The sequence below is a fragment of the Marinobacter daqiaonensis genome (assembly GCF_900115285.1).
GTDB lineage: Bacteria > Pseudomonadota > Gammaproteobacteria > Pseudomonadales > Oleiphilaceae > Marinobacter > Marinobacter daqiaonensis.
Map to the genome: position 1 here is coordinate 236,960 of NZ_FOYW01000001.1, position 22,073 is coordinate 259,032.

General features: G+C 60.9%; 20 protein-coding genes and 1 tRNA gene. 20 read left to right on the top strand and 1 reads right to left on the bottom strand.

Annotated features, from left to right (window positions below):
- Positions 1-5: 5 nt before the first annotated feature.
- From flgC to secF, 16 genes are all read left to right on the top strand, one after another.
- A complete protein-coding gene (flgC, locus tag BM346_RS01060) occupies positions 6-455 on the top strand; it encodes a flagellar basal body rod protein FlgC (RefSeq protein ID WP_092008464.1) in 450 nt (149 codons plus the stop codon).
- A gap of 32 nt (positions 456-487) precedes the next feature.
- Positions 488-1,168 carry a flagellar hook assembly protein FlgD gene (locus tag BM346_RS01065; RefSeq protein WP_092008465.1) on the top strand — a complete coding sequence of 227 codons (681 nt, stop codon included), beginning with the start codon at positions 488-490 and terminating at the stop codon, positions 1,166-1,168.
- A 12-nt stretch (positions 1,169-1,180) separates the two neighbouring features.
- Positions 1,181-3,043 carry a flagellar hook protein FlgE gene (locus BM346_RS01070; RefSeq protein WP_092008466.1) on the top strand — a complete coding sequence of 621 codons (1,863 nt, stop codon included), beginning with the start codon at positions 1,181-1,183 and terminating at the stop codon, positions 3,041-3,043.
- A gap of 529 nt (positions 3,044-3,572) precedes the next feature.
- Positions 3,573-4,325: a flagellar basal body rod protein FlgF gene (locus BM346_RS01075; protein ID WP_092008467.1), complete on the top strand. Its 753-nt coding sequence runs from the start codon at positions 3,573-3,575 to the stop codon at positions 4,323-4,325.
- An 81-nt stretch (positions 4,326-4,406) separates the two neighbouring features.
- Entirely contained in the window at positions 4,407-5,195 is a 789-nt protein-coding gene (flgG, locus tag BM346_RS01080; protein WP_092008468.1) for a flagellar basal-body rod protein FlgG, read from the top strand.
- Between the two features lie 23 nt (positions 5,196-5,218).
- The gene (gene flgH, locus BM346_RS01085) at positions 5,219-5,929 is read left to right on the top strand and encodes a flagellar basal body L-ring protein FlgH (RefSeq protein WP_092008469.1); all 711 of its coding nucleotides are present in this window, start codon (positions 5,219-5,221) and stop codon (positions 5,927-5,929) included.
- 38 nt (positions 5,930-5,967) lie between these two features.
- Positions 5,968-7,023 (top strand): flagellar basal body P-ring protein FlgI, encoded by a 1,056-nt coding sequence (locus tag BM346_RS01090; RefSeq protein WP_265013568.1) that lies wholly within the window; start codon positions 5,968-5,970, stop codon positions 7,021-7,023.
- 8 nt (positions 7,024-7,031) lie between these two features.
- Entirely contained in the window at positions 7,032-8,066 is a 1,035-nt protein-coding gene (flgJ, locus tag BM346_RS01095) for a flagellar assembly peptidoglycan hydrolase FlgJ (protein ID WP_092013158.1), read from the top strand.
- A gap of 5 nt (positions 8,067-8,071) precedes the next feature.
- Positions 8,072-10,105, top strand: coding sequence for a flagellar hook-associated protein FlgK (gene flgK, locus BM346_RS01100; protein ID WP_092008471.1), 2,034 nt, complete (start codon positions 8,072-8,074; stop codon positions 10,103-10,105).
- Positions 10,106-10,133: 28 nt separating this feature from the next.
- Positions 10,134-11,696, top strand: coding sequence for a flagellar hook-associated protein FlgL (gene flgL / locus BM346_RS18005; protein ID WP_167812660.1), 1,563 nt, complete (start codon positions 10,134-10,136; stop codon positions 11,694-11,696).
- An 86-nt stretch (positions 11,697-11,782) separates the two neighbouring features.
- Positions 11,783-11,869, top strand: a tRNA-Leu gene (locus tag BM346_RS01115).
- A 158-nt stretch (positions 11,870-12,027) separates the two neighbouring features.
- The gene (gene queA, locus BM346_RS01120; protein WP_092008472.1) at positions 12,028-13,098 is read left to right on the top strand and encodes a tRNA preQ1(34) S-adenosylmethionine ribosyltransferase-isomerase QueA; all 1,071 of its coding nucleotides are present in this window, start codon (positions 12,028-12,030) and stop codon (positions 13,096-13,098) included.
- 10 nt (positions 13,099-13,108) lie between these two features.
- On the top strand, positions 13,109-14,230 hold the full coding sequence (tgt, locus tag BM346_RS01125) for a tRNA guanosine(34) transglycosylase Tgt (RefSeq protein WP_174805176.1): 1,122 nt from the start codon (positions 13,109-13,111) through the stop codon (positions 14,228-14,230).
- A 49-nt stretch (positions 14,231-14,279) separates the two neighbouring features.
- A complete protein-coding gene (gene yajC / locus BM346_RS01130) occupies positions 14,280-14,642 on the top strand; it encodes a preprotein translocase subunit YajC (RefSeq protein ID WP_092008474.1) in 363 nt (120 codons plus the stop codon).
- 65 nt (positions 14,643-14,707) lie between these two features.
- A complete protein-coding gene (gene secD / locus BM346_RS01135; RefSeq protein ID WP_092008475.1) occupies positions 14,708-16,582 on the top strand; it encodes a protein translocase subunit SecD in 1,875 nt (624 codons plus the stop codon).
- Positions 16,575-17,534: a protein translocase subunit SecF gene (secF, locus tag BM346_RS01140; RefSeq protein ID WP_092008476.1), complete on the top strand. Its 960-nt coding sequence runs from the start codon at positions 16,575-16,577 to the stop codon at positions 17,532-17,534. The genes secD and secF overlap by 8 nt, the downstream gene beginning before the upstream one ends.
- Before the next feature lie 97 nt (positions 17,535-17,631).
- Here the strand turns inward: secF and BM346_RS01145 are convergent, their stop codons facing one another.
- Positions 17,632-18,432 carry an inositol monophosphatase family protein gene (locus tag BM346_RS01145; protein ID WP_092008477.1) on the bottom strand — a complete coding sequence of 267 codons (801 nt, stop codon included), beginning with the start codon at positions 18,430-18,432 and terminating at the stop codon, positions 17,632-17,634.
- 212 nt (positions 18,433-18,644) lie between these two features.
- On the opposite strand from BM346_RS01145, the gene trmJ reads away from it, so the two are divergent.
- From trmJ to BM346_RS01165, 4 genes are all read left to right on the top strand, one after another.
- A complete protein-coding gene (trmJ, locus tag BM346_RS01150) occupies positions 18,645-19,493 on the top strand; it encodes a tRNA (cytosine(32)/uridine(32)-2'-O)-methyltransferase TrmJ (RefSeq protein ID WP_092008478.1) in 849 nt (282 codons plus the stop codon).
- On the top strand, positions 19,486-20,268 hold the full coding sequence (gene cysE / locus BM346_RS01155) for a serine O-acetyltransferase (protein ID WP_092008479.1): 783 nt from the start codon (positions 19,486-19,488) through the stop codon (positions 20,266-20,268). The genes trmJ and cysE overlap by 8 nt, the downstream gene beginning before the upstream one ends.
- A gap of 76 nt (positions 20,269-20,344) precedes the next feature.
- Positions 20,345-20,854, top strand: coding sequence for a Fe-S cluster assembly transcriptional regulator IscR (gene iscR / locus BM346_RS01160; RefSeq protein WP_092008480.1), 510 nt, complete (start codon positions 20,345-20,347; stop codon positions 20,852-20,854).
- A 13-nt stretch (positions 20,855-20,867) separates the two neighbouring features.
- A complete protein-coding gene (locus BM346_RS01165; protein ID WP_092008481.1) occupies positions 20,868-22,040 on the top strand; it encodes an IscS subfamily cysteine desulfurase in 1,173 nt (390 codons plus the stop codon).
- Positions 22,041-22,073: the final 33 nt, after the last annotated feature.

Sequence of the window (22,073 nt, forward strand, 5' to 3'; positions counted from 1 at the left end):
ACCGTATGTCCCTGGGAAACATTTTTGATATCGCCGGCTCCGGCATGACCGCACAGCAGCTGCGGCTGAACACCACCGCATCCAACATTGCCAATGCGGAAACCGCCAGCTCCAGCATCGATGAGACCTACCGTGCCCGCAAGCCGGTGTTCGCCGCCATTCAGCAGCAGATGCTGAACCCGGACCAGGCCAGCGGCCATTTCGCCTTCGGCGGGGAGTCGGGCGCGGGTGTCCAGGTTCAGGGCATCGTGGAAAGCCAGGAAGATCTGCAGATGCGCTATGAACCCCATCATCCCGCCGCCAACGAGGAGGGGTATGTGTTCTACCCCAACGTCAACGTGGTTGAGGAAATGGCGGACATGATGTCGTCCTCACGGAGCTTCCAGATGAACGTGGATGTGATGAACGCCGCCAAGTCCATGATGCAGCGGGTTCTCACCCTGGGGCAGCAGTAAAACCGCCAGCGACTAGTTCGGGGAATTGACCAATGAGCATAGTGAATACCACCACCTCGGCCACCGACCTCCTGGCAGAGTTCCGACACAAGCAGGGCGGTGCTGCCGGTGGCAGCAACGAACTGGGCAAGAACGAGTTCATGGAGCTGATGATTGCCCAGCTCAAGAACCAGAATCCCCTGGAGCCCCAGAGCAACGGCGAGTTCATCGCTGATCTGGCCCAGTTCAGTTCCCTTGAGGAAATGCAGAACCTGAGCTCTTCCGTGGACAGCGTGGTGGGTGAGTTCCGTTCCACCCAGGCCCTGCAGGCCTCCGCCATGGTGGGTAAGAGTGTTCTTGCCCCGGCCAATTTCGGTGTGCTGGACCAGAGTGGCGAAATGACGGGCGTGGTGAACGTTCCGGCCTCCACCGGCGGCCTCACGGTGTCGATCCAGAACAGCCAGGGCGAACTGGTGCGCCAGCTTGACCTGGGCCAGTCCGAGGCAGGACAGAAGGCCTTCAGCTGGGACGGCAAGGACGGAAACGGCAACAGTCTGCCGCCCGGGCGCTACAGTGTGGTGGCCCAGGGTCGCTACCCGGAAGGCATGGAGCAGCTGGAAACTCTGATGAGCGCCAATGTTGACAGCGTGTCACTGGGTAAGGGGGGCGGCATCACCCTGAACCTGGCGGGCATGGGCTCCATCGCGTTGTCAGATGTACAACAAATCAACTGAGTGAGGTGAAACATGGCATTTAATATCGGACTCAGTGGTCTGCGGGCCTCACAGGTTGATCTGGACGTCACCGGCAACAACATCGCCAACGCCAGCACCGTGGGCTTCAAGGGCAGCAAGGCCCAGTTCGGCGACCTGTACTCCAGCGGCTTTCTCAGCAGCGGCAATATCAATATCGGCGGGGGCGTCAAGGTCCAGGACGTCAAGCAGAGCTTCGGCCAGGGCAATATCAGTGGTACCCAGAACGGCCTGGACATGGCCATTGATGGCGACGGCTTCTTTATCCTGAACGACGGTGGCGAGATCCAGTACTCCCGTGCCGGCCAGTTCGGCGTCGACCGTAACGGTTACGTGACCAACAACCAGGGTATGCGCGTGCAGGGGTTCCAGGCCGATGAAGACGGCAACCTGAGCGGCATCCGTGGTGACCTTCAGATCGACACCGACAACCTGGCCCCGCGACGGACCACCAACTTTGTCTCCGAGCTGAACCTGGATTCCCGGGAGCCGGTGCTGGAAGTGTCCGGCACCAGGATCCAGACCACCGGTGGCCCGGTCACCTCGGATCAGAACTACACCATCAATTACCCGGACGGAACCACCCGCAACGTCCTGATCGAGTCGGGTTTCTCAGCCCGGGAGACCGCCGAGCGTTTTAACGAACAGCGGGGCGTCGGCGCCTCCGCGAGAACCACTCTGGATGTGCCCCTGACCGATATCCAGCCGGGCTACTCGGTGAATCTCCAGGGTACGCAGTTCGAAATTCCGGCCTCTCTGGCGGATGGGGCCGAAGCGGCTGAGTGGCTGCGGGACGCGATCAACGACTCGCCCCTGAATACCATCAATGCCACAGAAAGTGGAGGCAGCCTGCGGCTGATCGACAGTCGTGGCAACGATGTCACCACGATTGTGGAAGACGGCACCGGCACCGAGCAATTCAACGAGACCAGGGTGGGGGCAGTCTCCATCACCCTGGAGCGGGATGTCTCCATTTCGCCGGACAACAGCGGCATCCTCGCGGGCAGCACCAGCGAAGCCTTCCGCACGAACACCTTCAATCCCGACGATCAGCGCACCTACAACCATGCCACTTCGTCCACCATTTACGACAGCCTGGGCAACCCTCACACCATGACCCAGTTCTTCGTCAAGGAGCCGGTTTCCGGTGGGGACAGCGTCTGGGCCATGTACGTCCAGATTGATGGCCGCGATGTTGGGGATCCGCCCGACACCAATGGTGAACCCAGCCGGGCCCGCTTCGATATGCAGTTCAACCAGGATGGCAGTCTTGCCTCCATTGACGGCAATCCCAGTGGCGAGGTGCTGATTTCCAACTGGACGCCGCTGGATGAAAACGGTCAGCCCAACGGAGCTGATGGTCCGCGCCTGGTGGCCGAGGGCGCCCAGATTCCCATTGCGGATCCGCCCATTTCGTCGAACTTCGTCATCAACGTGGCGGAAACCACCCAGTATGGCGCGGAGTTCGGGGTCAACGACCAGCAGCAGAACGGCTATACCACCGGCCGTCTTTCCGGTCTGGACGTTTCCGGTGAGGGCATTATTTTCGCCCGCTACACCAATGGTCAGTCCCAGAGCCTGGGGCAGGTGGCATTGGCCACCTTTGCCAATAATGACGGCCTGACGCCGGTGGGCGATACCAGCTGGGTTGAAACCTTTGAATCGGGCCAGCCCATTGTCGGCGCGCCGGATACCGGCACCCTGGGATCGATTACCGCCAGCTCGGTGGAGGAATCCAATGTGGACCTGTCGGCGGAACTGGTGAACCTGATCATCGCCCAGCGTAATTATCAGGCCAACGCCAAGACCATCGAGACGTCCGATGCGGTGACCCAGACCATTATCAATCTTCGATAATGGCTGAAAGCTGAAGGCGCGGGTGCTTTTTTGTCGTCCGCGCCTGAGAATTCGGGTGCAGGGCCCCGGGGGTGAGGGGCTCTTTCTTCGCCGCAATTCACGGCCCGTCCCTGGACCGGCCTTGCTACCGCGCCATCCATGGCGCTGCTACGAAAGAGTCCCTCACCCCCGGGACCTTACCGGCAATTTTGAGGGCCTGGTGGTCAACGTAATCTGATTAAAAATTCTTCCTACTGACGTCGTTTAAAAAGTTGAGTTTCCACCGGGGTACGAAGAGTCGGAGTGTGGTGGTCCTTTTTCGCAACAGCGCCATGGATGGCGCGGAGCAAGGCCGGTCCAGGGATGGACCGTGAATTGCGGTGGAGAAAAAGGACCACCACACTCCGACTCCGGCACCCAAGCCAGCCCCCAACGCTAACCAAAGTAAGAACCCGCCTCCAACCCAGACCGCAAATACAACCCTGGCACGACTCCTGCAAGAACCACCGAAACGACGAAAAATCGTCAGATTTCCGGCAGGAGTTTTCCCATGGACAAGTCCATCTACATCGGTATGTCCGGTGCCAAGCAGAACATGATGGCACAGCAGGCCCATGCCAATAACCTGGCCAACGTGAACACCACTGGGTTCAAGAAAGATTTCGCCCAGGCCCGCAGCATGCCTGTATTCGGTGAGCACCATCCTACCCGCGCCTACGCCATGACCGAACGCCCCGGCACCGACTTCAGCGCCGGCTCGCTGCAGCAGACCGGTCGCGACCTGGATGTGGCGGTGGAAGGCCAGGGCTGGCTCGCCGTCCAGAACGACCAGGGCGAAGAAGTCTTCACACGCTCCGGCAGCCTCCAGGTGGACGTCAACGGTCTGCTGCGGATGTCCTCCGGAGAGCCGGTACTCGGTAATGGCGGTCCGGTGGCACTGCCTCCTTTCGAACGTCTGCTGGTGGGCGCGGACGGCACCATTTCGGTCCAGCCCGTGGGTGGTCCCCCGAACCAGCTGGTGGAGGTGGACCGGCTGAAACTGGTGAACCCGCCCGCCGATGTTCTGGAGAAGGGCCAGGACGGCTTCATCCGCCGCAAGCCCGATGACGCCCTGGCAGGCCCCGAGCCGGTCGATGCGACCATGCGGGTGGCTTCGGGCTACCTGGAAAGCTCCAACGTCAATGCGGTGGAAGAAATGATCGCCAACCTGCAGCTGTCGCGGCAGTTCGAAATGCAGGTGAAGGTGATGCAGACCGCCGATGAGAACTCCGAGGTTACGGCACGGCTGTTGCAGAACCTCTGATAATGACACGAATTTTCATCTGATCGACCGCAAACGGCAAATATTCGCCGCCGGACGGGCAGCAAGCAAAGGGGATTGATCATGCATCCAGCACTTTGGGTCAGCAAAACCGGGTTGAGCGCACAGGACACCAACATGTCCACCATCTCCAACAACCTGGCCAACGTGAATACCACGGGCTTCAAGCGGGACCGGGCCGTGTTCCAGGATCTGCTCTACCAGGTCAACCGTCAGCCGGGTGGTCTCAACACGCAGAATTCGGAACTGCCTTCCGGTCTCCAGCTGGGCACCGGTGTGCGGGTGGTGGGGACGGCCAAGCAATTCTCCCAGGGGAACCTCCAGGTGACCGAGCAGCCCCTGGACATGGCGGTGAACGGTCGCGGCTTCTTCCAGGTGCAGATGCCGGACGGCAACATTGCCTATACGCGTGACGGCCAGTTCCAGCTCAATTCCGACGGCGACATCGTGACCCCGGATGGCTATCTGCTGGAGCCGAATATCACGGTGCCGGAAAACGCCACCAGTGTGACCATCGGCAAGGATGGCACTGTCTCCGCGGTGGTCGAGAACCAGGCCAACCCGGTAAACCTGGGCGAGATTCCCCTGGTGGACTTCATCAACCCCCAGGGCCTGCAGGCCGTGGGCAACAACCTGTTCCGTGAAACTGCTGCCAGCGGCAATCCCCAGGAAGGAGAGCCCGGTATTGGTGGCCTTGGCACCATCGAACAGGGCATGACCGAGGCCTCCAACGTGGAGGTGGTGGAGGAACTGGTGAACATGATCACCACCCAGCGGGCCTACGAAATGAACTCCAAGGTGGTGTCCAGCACCGACCAGATGCTGCAGTTCATCACCAACAACATTGGTTAATACGGGTAGCAGGTGATTACGCCATGACCATGCCGAGCGCCATCAGATCGACACACCACAACCGGACCGTGGGCACCGTTGCCCTGGTTCTGGTGCTGGCGCTGCTTCAGGGTTGCCAGTCCATGAACCGGCCGCGGCCGATGCCCGACGATCCGGCCTACGCGCCGGTGCGCGCACAGGCCATGGAACAGCGCGGGGTGCATACCGGCTCCATCTACCAGACCTCCCGCAATCACAACTTCTACACCGATAACACCGCCCTGAACGTGGGCGATATCCTGACGGTTACCCTGCAGGAGGCCACCAGCGCCAGCAAGAGCGCGGAGAGCAGCATTACCAAGGACAGTGAGATCAGCATGGGCAGCCCCGGTCTCTTCGGCCGTGTCTATGACCGTCTCGGAGCCTCTGCCAACGCCGAGCGTGATTTCGAGGGCGAAGCGGAAGCGGATCAGAGCAACAGCCTGGCCGGCAGCATCACCGTGACCGTCACCGACGTGCTGCCGAACGGCGTGCTGCACATCCGCGGCGAGAAGTGGCTGTCGCTGACCAATGGGGACGAGTATATCCGCCTCACCGGAATGGTCCGTCCGCAGGACATCACTCCGGACAATACGGTTCCGTCGCAGCGCATCGCCAACGCGCGCATTGCCTACGGCGGCACCGGTGATTTTGATCAGGCCAACCAGCCCGGTTGGCTGACCCGATTCTTCAACAGTGAATGGTGGCCGCTGTGACTATCAAGAATACCCTCGCTCTTGGCCTGGTCCTGCTGATGGCGGCGGGTCCGGTAATGGCGGATCGCCTGAAGGATCTTACCCGTGTTCAGGGCGTACGCAGCAACCAGCTGGTGGGCTACGGCCTGGTGGTGGGCCTGGACGGCTCCGGGGATTCTGCGGCTTTCACCAACCAGACCTTCCGCAACATGATGAACCGCTTCGGTATCACCATCCCGGAGGGCGTCAATCCAAGCATCGATAACGTGGCCGCGGTCAGTGTCCATGCCAGTCTGCCGCCCTTTGCAAAGGCCGGCCAGGAACTGGACATTACCGTGTCGTCCATCGGCAACGCAGATAGTCTGCGGGGCGGAACCCTGCTGATGACACCCCTCAAGGGGGCCGACGACCAGGTCTACGCCATGGCCCAGGGCAGCCTGGTGGTGGGCGGTTTCGGTGCCGAGGGCCAGGACGGTTCGCGGATTACCGTGAACGTCCCCAGCGTGGGACGGATTCCCAACGGCGCCACCATCGAGCGTGAGGTCACCAGCCCGTTTACCCAGGGCGATACCATTACCTTCAATCTGCTCCGTGCGGACTTCACCACCGCCAAGCGGGTGGTGGAAACCATCAATGGTTACCTTGGTGATGGCATGGCGTATGCCCATGACGCCACTTCCATCTCGGTCAAGGCGCCCCGTGATCCGTCCCAGCGGGTCAGCTTCCTCTCCATTCTGGAGAACCTGGAGGTGGATCCCGCGGAGGAAGCAGCCAAGGTGGTGATCAACAGCCGCACCGGCACCATCGTGGTGGGAGAGAACGTCCGCGTCAGTCCGGCCGCCGTGACCCATGGCAACCTGACCGTCACCATCCAGGAAAACCCGGAGGTGGTTCAGCCCAACCCGTTTGCCGCAGGCGAAACGGAAGTGGTGGCCAACACCCAGATTGCGATTACCGAAGAGCCGGCCCGGATGTTCCAGTTCGGCCCGGCCACCACCCTCAGTGAGATTGTCCAGGCGGTGAACCAGGTGGGCGCGGCGCCGGGGGATGTGATGGCGGTGCTCGAAGCCCTCAAACAGGCCGGCGCCCTTCGTGCCGAACTGATTGTCATATAGGTGTGACCATGCAGCAATCCGGACTTCCCCAGGCCCAGATCTACACCGAATTCGGCGGTCTGAACGCGCTCAAGGCCCAGGCCAGGACCGACCGCAAGGCCGCTCTGGAAGAGGTGGCGAAGCAGTTCGAAGGTCTGTTCCTGTCCCAGATGCTCAAAAGCATGCGGGCGGCCAACCAGGTTCTTGCGGAGGGCAATTACCTGAACAGTCAGCAATCCGAGTTCTACCAGGACATGTTTGACAGCCAGTTGAGCCTGTCCCTGAGCCGGGGCAACGGCTTTGGTCTCAGCGAGGCCCTGGTGCGGCAGATGAGCCGCCAGATTCCGGGTATGGACAGTGACGGCAATGAATTGCCGGGCGCCCGACGGACCCTCGCGGACTACGACCGCAGCATCGCGCCGCTGTCGCCCCGGTTGCCGGCCCGTGTGGAGCAGGTGGAGGAACTGGCGGAGACGGTTGAGGCGGCTGAGAAGACTGCGCCTGAGGTTGCCGGGCCTGCCGCAGACAAGGCGATGGAAACCGCCATGCCGGAACGTTTCGACAGCCCGGAGCACTTCGTGCGCACCCTGCTGCCCCTGGCCAGAGACATTGCCCGGGAGTCCGGTATCGACCCCCGGCTGATGGTGGCCCAGGCTGCCCTGGAAACCGGCTGGGGCCGGCATATGATTCGCGGTAACGATGGTGCCCACAGTTACAACCTCTTTGGCATCAAGGCGGACAGTCGCTGGCAGGGGGATTCAGTGAACATTGCCACCACGGAATTCCGGGACGGCGTGGCCATGAGTGAGCGGGCCAATTTCCGCCAGTACCCGGATTACCGGGAAAGCTTCCGTGACTACGTGGCTTTCCTGCAGGACAACCCGCGCTACCGGGAAGTGCTGGAAGTGGCAGACCAGCCAGAGCTGTTTGCCGAACGGCTGCAGCAGGCCGGTTATGCCACGGACCCGGCCTACGGCCGCAAGATCCGCAATATCATGGAGGGCGAGCCCTTCGAGGCGGCCCTTGACCGGTTCCACACCCTGTCCAGGGTTACTGAGGAGTAACGGCGATGGCTGGTCTGATCGGTATTGGTCTGAGTGGAATCCTTGGACATCAGTCTGCCCTCAACACCACCGGTAACAATATTACCAACGCCAACACTCCGGGCTATAGCCGCCAGGAGGTCCAGTTCGACACCCAGGCCGGCCGTAACACCGGCAATGGCCGCATTGGCTCCGGCGTCAGTGTCGAAAACATCCGGCGCCTCGCGGACCAGTACCTGGTGGACCAGGTGAGGGCGGATTCGTCCCTTTATGAGGAGCAGAAAACCCTCAATACCGAATTATCCCGGCTCGACGACCTCCTGGGTGGCGAAGATACCGGGCTCTCCAAGTCACTGAACAATTTCTTCGCCAGCCTGCAGAACGCCGCTGAAGACCCCGCCTCTCTGCCACAGCGACAACTGGTGCTCAGCGAGGCGCAGGGCGTGGTGAACCGCTTCCAGGCAATCCAGCAGGAGCTGATCCAGCAGCGGGAACTGGTCAAGGCCCAGATGAACGAAGGTGTCGAGGATGCCAATACCCTGATCAAGAGCATCGCGGAACTGAATCTGGCGATCTCGGAATCGCCGGGTCTTGCCCAGGGCAGACTGCCCAACGACCTTCTGGATAAGCGCGATGAGGCCCTGCGAAAGCTATCCGAGCAGCTCAAGGTCCGTGTTGTACCCACCGACGGCCAGCAGGTAAACGTTCTGCTTAACAATGGCCAGGCGCTGGTGGTCGGTGCGGAGGCTTCGCAACTGGGGACCCGCCGCAATGCGGACGATCCTTCCGCCCTTGAGTTCACCCTCAACAACGGTGGCCGGATCACGGTGGTCAACGAGCAGGTGGTGGGCGGTAAACTCGGTGGCCTGCGCCGTTTTGATCAGGAGGCCCTGCGCCCGGCATTCGATGAGCTTGGTCGCGTCGCCATCGCGTTGTCCGACGCCATGAACCACCAGCACGAGATCGGCATGGACCTGGAGGGCGACCTTGGGGGCCGCTTTTTCCGGGACATCAACAGCCCGGAGCTGCAGACAGCCCGGGTCATCGCCAGCAGCAATAATCAGCCGCCACAGAATGCCGTCCTCGGGGTCGAGATCACCGACAGCTCCCGGCTCGAGGCCGGCGCCTGGACCCTCCAGATGAGTGGTACCGACGGCCGCAACTACGAACTGATCGACCAGCAGAGCGGACGGGTGGTCAACCAGGGCCAGTTGCCGGCTCAGTTGCCGGCGGAAATCTCCATGCCGGGCTTTAACATTCGCGTGGAATCCGGCGATTTTGCCGAGGGTGACCGTTTCCAGATCCAGCCGTCCCGTCAGGCCGCGTCCGATATTGTCCTGGAAGTGGAACGGGAGGAAGATCTGGCCTTCGCCAGCCCGATAAGGGCGGTGACCGACAACGGTAACAGCGGCGATGCCCGTATCGACCAGGGTCAGATGCTGGCTATCCGCAATCCCCTGACCAATGCGCCGCTGCCGGCATTCAGCCAGCGGGGCGAGCTGTCTCCACCGTTGATGGTGAGGTTCATTAGTGACAGCCAGTACGAGATCCTGGACGCGACCGATCCGGCGGTCCCCCAGCCCCTGAATCCGCCGGTGATCGGTGACTACCAGCAGGGCATCACCAACAAGCTGTTCTCGGAGGACCCCTCCGACGACAACTACCGTGGTTTCCAGTTTGCCATCAGTGGCAACCCCCGGGCTGGTGACAGCTTCATTATCAGTTACAACAGCAATGGTGTGTCTGATAACCGCAACGCCGAGCTGCTGGCGGGCCTGGCCACCCGCAACACCATGAACGACGGCACCCAGAGTTTTACGGAAGGTTACGCCGGGCTGGTGGAGCGTATTGGTGTGCAGACGCGCCAGGCCCAGCTTGACAGCGATTCCGGGAAGACCCTGCTGGAACAGTCCAATAACCAGCGCGAGGCGGTGTCCGGCGTTAACCTGGATGAGGAAGCCGGCCGCCTGATCCAGTACCAGGCGGCGTACAACGCTTCCGCCCGGGTGATGGGGGTGGCCCAGGATCTGTTCGACACCCTTTTATCCACTTTCCGTTAAAGCCCGGTGGCCGTAGAGGGACACTGACATGATACGAATCTCATCCCAGCAGATCTTCTCCGGTGGCGTGAACCGGCTGCAGGAACTGAACGTTGGCCTGAACAAAACCCAGGAGCAGGTGTCCACCGGCAAGCGGGTGAATCGCCCGTCGGACGACCCGGTGGCGGCGGCGCGCATCCTCAAGCTGGACCAGCAGGTGGGCCGGATCGAAACCTTCCAGCGCAATGTCAGCCTGGCGGAGAACCGTCTGCAGAAGGAAGAAGGCACCCTCTCCAGTATGGTGGATGTGGTTCAGCGGGTCCGGGAACTGACGGTTCAGGCCGGCAACGGCTCGCTGTCCATCAATGACCGCCAGTCCATCTCCGCGGAGCTCAAGGAACGACTCGGTCAGCTCGCCTCGCTGGCCAATACCCAGGATGCCGCCGGCGAGTATATATTCAGCGGTTTCCAGGGAAACACTCCTGCCTTCGGTCAGAACATTTCCGGTGACTGGGTTTACCAGGGTGACGAAGGCCAGCGTAAACTGGAAATTGACGATGGGGTGACCGTTCCCATCAGCGATCATGGCAGGAAGCTGTTTGTGGACGTGGCCAGTGCCGGTCCCACCTTCTTTGCGGAAGCCAATCCGGCCAATACCTCCGGCGCCCGTATCAGCAGTGGTGTGGTGCTGGATCCTGAGCTGGTGGCGGGTCTTTCACCGGAGGATCTGGTGGTTTCGGTGGAGGATGATGGAGCAGGCAATCTCGGTTACCGCATTACCGAACGCAGTTCCGGCGACCCGGTCATTCCCGCCCTGGCGACGGAACCGGCCATTCCCTATACCAGTGGTGAGAGTGTCCGGGTCAGCGGCATGCAGTTCGAGATCACTGGTGCCGGGGCCGGCGATGAGTTCTTCCTGAAAACCAGCTCCAAACAGTCCGTTTTCACCAGCATTGAAAAGCTGATCTACGGCCTGGACAACCTGGCGAAGCAGGGAGAGGCTGCCACCGTCACCGCATTCGCGCCGGCAGGCGGGGACTCCCTGACGATCAATGACGACGTGGTGCTGACCTTCGCCGCCGGTGATGATATCCAGGATCTGGCCGACGCCATCAACAACAGCAATGACAACGCCCTCGACGGCGTGACAGCGGAGGTGGTCGGTGGTGAATTGAAAATCAGCTCGCCTGGCAAGGATGTGCGTATCGACGCCACCGGCTGGACCGGAAACCTTCAGATATCCGGCGCGCTCTTCGATGATATCGGGATTACCGGAGGTGCGGTGGATGCGGGCGCCACCAGTAGCGCGGGCTTCGTGAGCAGCCAGAAAGCCTACGACGACCTGATTGCCCAGTCGCTCCAGAACCTGGATAACGCCCAGGAAAGCATCATTCGCGTGCAGACCGAGATTGGTGGTCGGATGAACGCTCTGGAATCCACGGGAGAGTTCCTCGACGATTCCGCCCTGTACAGCAAGGACATCCGCTCACAACTGCAGGATGTGGACTACGCCGAGGCCATCAGTAACCTGTCGTTCCAGAGCTTCGTGCTGCAGGCGGCCCAGCAGTCTTTCGCCCAGACGTCGCAGCTGTCCCTGTTCGATCGTCTGTAAGAGAGGGTGGGGGATACCAAAGCGTTTGATTTCAGGGCTGTCGTCGGTATAATCGCTGGCGCTTCTCAACCCGGGAAGCTGTATTTGGCGGCGTGGTGAAATTGGTAGACACGACGGATTCAAAATCCGTTGGGGTAAAACCCGTGGCGGTTCGAGTCCGCCCGCCGCTACCATTCCTGGTCTGTTCCCCCGATTTCCCACTGCTCCCCCGATTTCCCACTGCTCCCCCGCGATCCTCAATTGGACCGCCGCCCTCGAGGCTGTATAATCCGCCTCTTTCAAAACCCCTTATCGATGATCGCCTCCTTTGGGCCCTGACGCAGTCCTGCCAATGAACGTTTCCGATTTCCATTTCGACCTCCCGGACGAACTGATTGCCCGTTATCCCATGCCTGAACGAAGCGGATCCCGCCTGCTGGTTCTCGAGGGTGTGTCCGGTAACGTCAGCCACCGGTATTTCCGCGACCTGCCGGCATTGCTCGAACCCGAGGATCTGCTGATATTCAACGACACCCGGGTCATTCCCGCGCGCCTGCTGGGCACCAAGGAGACAGGTGGCAAGCTGGAAGTACTGGTTGAACGGGTCATCGCCGACGACACCGTGCTGGCCCATGTGCGCGCCTCGAAGGCCCTCAAGCCGGGGCAGCGTGTGTATCTCGAGGACGGCTCGGTGCTGGTCATGCTGGACCGGGACGACACCCTGTTCCGGTTGCGGACGGAATCCGGCGAGCCGGTTCTGGACCTGCTTGAGCGTACCGGCCACATGCCCCTGCCGCCTTACGTGGATCGCCCTGACGAGACCGCCGACCGGGAGCGATACCAGACAGTCTATGCCCGGGAAGCCGGTGCCGTGGCGGCACCCACCGCCGGCCTTCACTTCGATGATGCCATGTTCGAGGCCCTTGCCACGAAGGGCATCGAGACCGCTTTCGTGACGCTGCACGTGGGAGCCGGTACGTTCCAGCCGGTGCGGGTGGAAAAGGTTGAGGATCACGTCATGCACAGCGAGGTGGCAACGGTTCCGGAAGCCACTGTGGCCGCCATTGCCCGGGCCCGGGCCCGTGGCGGCCGGGTGATTGCCGTGGGCACGACGTCGGTACGGTCACTGGAATCCGCCAGCCGGGGTGGAGTGGTGAGACCGTTCCAGGGGGAGACCGATATCTTCATCAGCCCGGGTTACCGGTTCCAGACGGTGGACGCCATGATTACCAATTTCCACTTGCCGGAGTCGACCCTGATCATGCTGGTGAGCGCCTTTGCCGGCTACCAGAACACCATGAACGCCTATGACGAGGCGGTCCGGGAGCGGTACCGTTTCTTCAGTTATGGTGACGCCATGTTCATTACCGGCGAGGGCCCCAGTCTTGGCGCCCTTGCTGGCCCAGGAGCCCGAGATGACTGATCGCTGTTTCATGACCTTCGAGAAACTCGGCGAGGACGGAAAGGCCCGGCGAGGCCGGTTGACCTTCCCCCGGGGAGTGGTGGAAACACCCGCCTTCATGCCCGTTGGAACCTACGGCACCGTCAAGGGAATGTTGCCGCGGGATATCGAGGCCACCGGCGCCCAGATCATTCTCGGCAATACCTTTCACCTGATGCTCCGGCCGGGCACCGAGGTGATCAGGGCCCACGGTGACCTTCACGATTTCACTCAGTGGCAGGGCCCGATCCTGACCGACTCCGGTGGTTTCCAGGTGTTCAGCCTGGGAGATATGCGAAAGATCACCGAGGAGGGCGTGAGTTTCCGTTCCCCGGTGGATGGCTCCCCGGTGGAACTGAATCCCGAGATTGCCATGCGGGTACAGCGGGACCTGGGCTCAGACATTGTGATGATCTTCGACGAGTGCACTCCTTATCCCGCCACCATGACGGAGGCCAGGGTTTCCATGGAGATGTCGCTGCGCTGGGCTGCCCGGAGCAGGATTGCCCATGGCGACAGCCCATCGGCGCTGTTCGGTATCATCCAGGGGGGTATGTATAACGACCTTCGGCAGCGCTCCCTGGACGGCCTCGTGGAGATCGGGTTTGACGGCTATGCCATCGGCGGCCTGTCCGTGGGCGAGCCCAAGGAAGAAATGCTGGCCGTGCTGGATGACCTGCCGCCAAGAATGCCGGCGGACAGACCCCGTTACCTGATGGGGGTGGGTCGCCCGGAAGACATCGTGGAAGCGGTACGCCGGGGCGTGGATATGTTCGATTGCGTCATGCCGACACGGAATGCACGTAATGGCTACCTGTTCACGTCCACGGGCATCGTCAAGATCCGTAACGCCACCCACCGTCACGATACCTCACCGCTGGATGCGGAATGCGACTGCTACACCTGTTCACAGTTTTCCAGAAGCTATCTGCATCATCTTGATAAATGTGGTGAAATGCTCGGGTCGCAATTAAACACCATCCACAATCTCCATTATTATCAAAAGCTGATGGCCGGATTGCGTGGGGCTATTGAAGCAGGTACATTGTCCGACTTTGTGGCATCCTTCTACGCGAAAAGGGGCCTTCCCGTGCCGCCTCTGGCCGGGGTCTGAACCCGGACGCACCCGTTTTTATCGCTGAAACCGTTAACGGAGATATCCTATGAAAGCAGTAAAAGCCATGTTGGCCACCCTTCTGGCTACGGCCACTCCCGGCGTTGCCCTTGCGCAGGACGCCGGTCAGGGCATGGGCGTGATCGGGCAGGTCATCTTTTTCGGTGGCTTTATCCTGATTTTCTACCTGTTGATCTGGCGCCCGCAGTCCAAGCGTGCCAAGGAGCATAAGGCTCTGATGTCAGGCCTGAACAAGGGTGACGAAGTGGTCACCTCCGGTGGCATCGCCGGCCGTATTACCCGGGTAACCGACGACTTCATCGTCATGGAAGTGTCCGACAACGTGGAAGTCAAGGTCCAGAAGGTTGCCGTCGGCGCCGCGCTGCCCAAGGGCACTCTGAAAGATATCTGATACCGCTGACCATAGGGCCGCCCTGGCACCCGGGGCGGCTCCCGGACGGTCAAGAAAGGGCTCCTATGCTGAACAAGTACCCGCTTTGGAAAAATCTGGTCATCCTGGTCGTACTGGCGATCGGATTCATCTACGCATTGCCGAACATCTTTCCGGACGATTTTGCGATCCAGGTCACCGGTGCCCGCAGTGGCACGGAAGTTTCCGAGAGGACGGTGGATACCGCGGTCAGCGCTCTCGAAGAGGCCGGCATTGCCATCAAGGGAGTGGAGCGGGAAGAGCGTAGCGCGCTGATCCGTGTAAACAGTTCGGAAGCCCAGCTGCGGGCGCGGCCGCTGGTTCAGCAGGCCCTCGGGGATGAATACCTGGTCGCCCTGAATATGGCCGAGTCCACCCCGGGCTGGCTGGAGAGTCTCGGGGCAGGCCCTATGAAGCTCGGCCTTGACCTGCGTGGCGGCGTTCACTTCCTGCTGGAGGTGGACATGGAAACGGCGGTTACCCAGCGTCTGGAGGCCATTGCCAGCCAGATCAAGCGGGAACTCCGCGAAGAGCGGATCCGCTATCGCGGCGGCGATCTTACCGGGAATGAAGAGATCGTTCTGAACTTCCGGGATGAAAGCGATCGAGCCGAGGCTTTTGACCTGGTAAGGCAGAATTACAACGAATTCCTGCTCGACGAACGTCGGGTGGATGGTGACTACCAGCTGGTGCTGAGCCTGACGGAGCAGGAAGTCCGACAGATCCAGGACTATGCCATCGAGCAGAACCTGACCACGATCCGCAACCGGGTAAATGAACTGGGTGTGGCGGAGCCTCTGGTTCAGCGCCAGGGCGCGGACCGTATCATTGTGGAGCTGCCGGGAGTGCAGGATACCGCCCAGGCCAAGCGGGTACTGGGTGCCACCGCCAACCTGGAATTCCGCCTGGAGGCTCGTCAGGACGCACCGGCGGCGACCACGGAAGTACTGCCGTTCCGGGATAATCCTGATCGTACCGCCCGCCTGCAACGGGATGTGATCGTTACCGGTGAGCATGTCTCCAATGCCCGCCAGAGTTTTGATGAGAACGGCATGCCCCAGGTGGACATCACCCTGGATGGTGTGGGCGGCGACCTGATGACCCGGACAACCCGCAATGCGGTTGGGCGCAGCATGGCGGTGGTCTTTATTGAATACCGGACCGAAACCGAGCAGAAGATGGTGGATGGTGACATGGTCACCGAGGAGAAACGGGTCGAGGAGGAGAGCATCATCAGTCTCGCCACGATCCAGACCACCCTCGGGTCCAGCTTCCGCATCACCGGGCTCGACTCCATCCACGAGGCCTCGGAGCTGGCCTTGCTGTTGCGCGCCGGCTCACTGGCGGCTCCCATGTATTTTGTTCAGGAGCGCACCATCGGCCCAAGCCTGGGCCAGCAGAATATCGATGCGGGGCTGATGTCGGTGATTGTGGGCTTCATTCTGGTGCTGGTGTTCATGGCGGTGTTCTACCGGGTGTTCGGGCTTGTGGCGAACGTCGCCCTGACCCTGAACCTGATGCTGCTGATCGCCTGCATGTCGATATTGTCCGCCACACTGACATTGCCCGGTATCGCCGGTATCGTGCTGACAGTCGGTATGGCGGTGGACGCCAACGTCCTCATATTTGAACGGATACGGGAAGAGATGCGTGAGGGCGTGGCCCCACAGCTGGCCATCAACGCCGGTTACTCCCGGGCCTTCGTGTCCATTGTGGACGCCAACATCACCACCTTCCTAGTGGCCATTATCCTGTTTGCCATGGGCACGGGACCGGTCAAGGGCTTCGCGGTTACCCTGTGCATTGGTATCGTGACTTCCCTGTTCACCGCGTTGGTGGTGAGCCGGGGCATTGTGAATGTCATATATGGAGGCCGGAAGGTCGAAAAGCTCTCGATCGGAGGCAAGCTGGCCAATGTCTGATACCCATAAGCAACCGTTTGATTTCATGAGTTTGCGGAAGGTTTTTGCCGCAATTTCCATTATCCTGGTCATTGTATCCATTGTACTGATAGGGGTCCGGGGCCTGAATTTCGGTCTCGACTTCACCGGCGGTACCTCGGTGGAGCTGGAATACCAGCAGGCGCCGGACCTGGAGGACGTCCGTTCCCAGTTGTCGGATGCGGGCTATGAGGACTTTGTGGTCCAGAACTTCGGTTCGGAGAACCTGGTGCTGATCCGGATGCAGGAGTCCGGTGACGACACGCTCGGCAACCGGATTGTCCGGGACATCCGGGACCGGAGCGACCTGGAACTCAAGCTGGTGAGTTCGGAGTTCGTGGGTTCCCAGGTGGGTGACGAACTGAAGGAAGACAGCGGTCTGGGTATGCTCCTGGCGCTGGCCGTGGTGCTTATCTATGTTGGCATGCGCTTCCAGTTCAAGTTCGGCATTGCATCGGTGATCCCTCTGGCTCACGACGTCATTATCATCCTGGGGATATTCGCGCTGTTCCAGTGGACCTTCGACCTGACGGTGCTGGCAGCCCTGCTGGCGGTTATTGGTTATTCCCTGAACGACACCATCGTGATCATGGACCGCATCCGGGAAAACTTCCGTAAGCTCCGGATTGACGATCCCCAGGAAACGATCAACCGCTCCATCCAGGAGACCATCAACCGGACCATCAACACCTCCGTGACAACGTTACTGGTTCTGCTGGCGCTGTTTTTCCTGGGGGGAGCGGCGATCAACAACTTCGCACTCACCCTGGCGCTGGGTGTGGTGGTGGGTACCTACTCCTCGATCTACGTGGCGGCCAATCTGCTGCTCGCCCTCGGAATCACACGTACGGACATGATCCTGCCGGCGAAGGAAGGTGTGGCCGGAGAGAGTGAGGAAGAGGAAGAACCGCCGGAGTGGCTGAACCGGATGTAGCACCGGGGCAGGCCAGGCGAATACGAAAAAGCCGCGGGGGACGTTATCTCCCGCGGCTTTTTCGTGTCTCTGCTCCCGATTCCGAGGGGACTGTGTCTCAGCGGGGCAGGCGGGACTGGAAAGGATGCAGGGTGCGCAGCAGTTCCCGGAACAGCTTGGGGTTGGCGATGGCCAGCTGACGGGTGTCGGCACGGGACGGATTGCCGGAGAAATCGCCACTGAGGATACCGGCTTCATTGGCCAGTGCCAGGCCTATGTCCATGTCTTCCGGTGTGGGACGAAACAGCACGATCGCATCCAGATAGCCGGCAGCTACGCGGGCAATATCCAGGACGCTGCATCCGCAGGTACGCAGGTCGTTGCTCTGGCTGGCCAGCTGAGCGGACAATTCTCCCCAGACCAGCGGGTTATCGCTGCCCCGCGCCTGACGCAGCAGGTTCGTGACCACCATGGCGTCCGCCAGGTGTTTCACTTCGCTGGCGCGCATGCGCCGGTTGTTCAGGGAGGCTCCCCGGCCACGGCTGGCGGAGTACTCCTCCCCAGTCACCGGATTGATCAGCAGCAGATTCTCGGTGCGGTTGTCCTTTTTCTGGACCAGGGCGAGGGCAAATTCGGGAATGCCCCGCAGCAGATTTTCCGATCCGAGTACAGGGAAGACATGCCAGCTCAGGGCATGGCCGTCGGCATCACCATCGCCGGCCGGGGCGATGTAGTGGTCCTTGTAGGCCTTCTGAAGCTGTTCCGAAAAATTCTCGTAGATCTTCCCGGTGACGCGTTCCAGTTGACGCTCCCGTTCTTCGGGCGCATTGCCTGCGATGTCCTGGCGTTCGAAATGGGCTTTCAGATAATCGGTACCCTGGCGTGCAATACGCAGGGCCATTTTAATGGCTGGTTGCATCGGACTCTTCAATACCTGGAATGAGCGAAGGCGCGATCATAGCAAATAGCGCATGGCCCTTAAACGTTTTTCCTCTCCGTAAAGACCGCCATGGCGTGGTCATGGATAGCATCCCGCGGGCTTTTCCGGTATCAATCCGGGGGGGTCAAAGCCTTCGCCAGTCTGGTAACATTACCTCTTTCCTACACCTTTTCTTTGTGGATGTTCGCCTGATGCATAAACCCGCATTACCCAGCAGTTTCGACCTTCCCGCCCGCGATTACGTCCGGGTGGTCCTGGTGGAGACCTCCCACTCAGGCAACATCGGTGCTGTTGCCCGGGCGATGAAGAACATGGGCCTGGGCAACCTGTGGCTGGTCAGCCCGAGATCGTTCCCGGACGAGACCTCCTACGCAAGGGCCGCCGGCGCTTCCGATGTACTGGACCGGGCCCGGGTGGTCGCGACCCTGGATGAGGCGATCGCCGATTGCGTGCTGGTTATGGGAACCAGCGCCCGCGGCCGGAAGGTGCCCTGGCCCGTGATGTCGCCCACCGACGCCGCGCAACAGGTTGGTGACTACCAGGAGCGGGGCGAGGTGGCCCTGGTGTTCGGTCGCGAGAACAATGGCCTGAGCAATGACGAGCTGCAGCGCTGCCATGTGCACATCCATATTCCCTCGAACCCTGACTACGGATCCCTGAACGTGGCCATGGCGGTCCAGGTACTGTGTTACGAGGTTCGAATGCAATATCTGCGGGGGCTTGAAAACAGCGAGAATAACCCGCAACTCAAGGCCATTAACTCTCCCGAGGACGCGGGCTGGGATGTGCCGGCCGCGACGGTGGCGGAGCTCGACGGATTCTTCGGACACCTCGAAGCAACGCTGGCGGACATCGAGTTTCACCGCCGGGATAACCCGCGCCAGCTGATGACCCGGCTGCGCCGCCTGTTCCAGCGGGCGCGACCCGATCAGATGGAGATCAATATTCTCCGCGGCGTGTTGTCCGCGGTCCAGAAAACAGCCACTGACCGGGGCGAAACGACGGCGGGTGCATCACAACAGGACCAGCAAGATGTTTGACAGACTGAAAGAAGATATCAATAGCGTGTTCCACCGTGATCCCGCGGCCCGCAACACGTTTGAGGTTCTCACCAACTATCCCGGCCTGCACGCGCTTCTGTTTCACCGGCTGGCTCATCGCATCTGGCTTAAGGATTTCAAGTGGCTGGCCCGAAGTATTTCCACCTTTTCGCGCTGGCTTACCGGAATCGAAATCCATCCGGGTGCCACCATCGGACGACGTTTCTTTATCGACCATGGCATGGGGGTGGTGATCGGGGAAACCACGGTGATCGGGGATGATGTCACCCTGTACCAGGGCGTTACCCTGGGGGGCACCAGCTGGAACAAGGGCAAGCGCCACCCCACCATCGGCGATGGCGTTGTGGTGGGTGCCGGCGCCAAGATCCTCGGTCCCTTCGAGGTGGGTGAGGGCGCCAAGGTGGGCTCCAACTCCGTTGTTACCAAGGCCGTGCCCGCCGGAGCCACGGTGGTGGGTATTCCCGGGCGTGTGATCGTCAAGAGCCCCGAGTCGGATGGCCGCCGCAAGGAGATGGAAGAGCGGATGGGCTTCGATGCCTATGGCGTTACCGAGGAGATGCCAGATCCCGTTGCCAGGGCCATGCGAAGCCTGCTGGACCATATGCACGCGGTGGATGAGCGAATCGAGAAGATGTGCACTGCCATTCGCAAGGTCAATCAGGATTACGTCGACAACGGCAAGCTGCCACCGCTGGATGCGGAAGAGTTTGACTGTGTTCGCGACGACTCCAGTGAGACAGCGGAAAACCGTTGAATACTTGACCAAAACACTTGGTCAATTCATACTCACCGGCACACATGCACATGTTCTTCTTTGCCGGGACAGCCCTATGCGACTCACAACCAAAGGCCGCTACGCCGTAACCGCCATGCTTGATCTGGCTCTCCATGGTGATGAGGGACCGGTCAGCCTGGCGGATATCTCGCGGCGTCAGGGCATTTCCCTGTCCTACCTGGAGCAGCTGTTCGCCCGCCTGCGCCGGGAAAAGCTGGTTATCAGTGTGCGGGGCCCCGGCGGCGGCTATCGCCTGAGCCGGTCCAACGACCAGGTATTCATTGCCGACGTTGTGGACGCGGTCAACGAATCCCTGGACACAACCCGATGCAGCAACAAGGGTGACTGCCAGAACGGCGAAATGTGCCTGACTCACCACCTCTGGTCGGATCTCAGTGATCAGATTCATCAGTTTCTCAGCAGAATCAGCCTCGCTGACCTGATGAAAAAACGGGAAATCCAGGCGGTGGCGAGCCGCCAGGACACCAGGCCGCTGAACGGCGATGACGGCGATACCATCAATACCATCAATACCGAGCGCCTGGTAAGCAAGGCGCCCGCGTAACCAGTAAGTGACGATGACAAAACCTGTATATCTCGACTACGCAGCAACCACTCCTGTGGACCCGGCGGTTGCCGACGCAATGGTGCGTCATCTGACCATGGATGGCGTTTTCGGCAACCCTGCCAGCCGCTCCCATGGCTACGGCTGGCAGGCGGAGGCCGCAGTGGAGAGCGCCCGCCGGCAGGTGGCCGAGCTCATCAACGCCGATCCCCGGGAGATCGTCTGGACCTCCGGCGCCACCGAGTCGGATAACCTGGCCATAAAGGGCGCGGTCGCGGCCAACCGCAGAGAGGGCGTGCGGCCCCATATCGTGACCTCCGTCATCGAGCACAAGGCCGTGGTGGATACCTGCGCCTGGCTCGAGGGTCAGGGATGCGACGTCACCTGGCTGGTTCCGGACAGTACCGGAGCGGTCGCAGTGGATCAGGTTGAGGCCTCCCTGCGGCCGGAAACCCTGCTGGTGAGTCTCATGCTGGTCAATAATGAACTGGGAACCGTCACCGACGTTGGCGCTATTGGCGCCATGCTGAGGGGCCGGGGCATCCTTTTTCACGTGGATGCGGCCCAGGCTGCCGGCAAGATGCCGATTGATGTAACCGCACTGAATGTTGACCTGATGGCGCTGTCCGCCCACAAGGTATACGGCCCCAAGGGTATCGGTGCTCTTTTTGTCCGCCGCTCCACGGATGTCCGGATCGATGCCCAGATTCATGGCGGTGGTCATGAAAGGGGAATGCGTTCCGGAACCCTGCCTACGCATCAGATTGTGGGCATGGGTGGGGCTTTTGAGATGGCGGGCGCCGGCCTTGATGAAGAGATGGGGCGTATCGAGAGTCTTCGGGATCGCTTGCTTTCCGGGCTGGAAGGGCTCGATGGTGTCCACCTCCATGGCAGCGTCACCCTGAGGGTTCCGGGTATTCTCAACCTGGGTTTCGACGGCGTCGAAGCGGAATCCCTGATGCTGGGTCTGCGGGAGTTGGCGGTCTCTTCCGGTTCCGCCTGTGCCTCGGCCACCATGGAACCGTCCTATGTTCTGAAAGGTATTGGTCTGTCGGATGCACAGGCCCACTCCGGCCTGCGCTTCTCCCTGGGACGCTTTACCACGGAAGAGGAAGTGGATTTCGCAGTCGAGCAGATCCGCCTCGTGGTGACCCGTCTGAGGGAGCGCCGGCGCGCATCTGCCTGACGCTATTACCGATAACCTCGGTAAGGGGCCGGC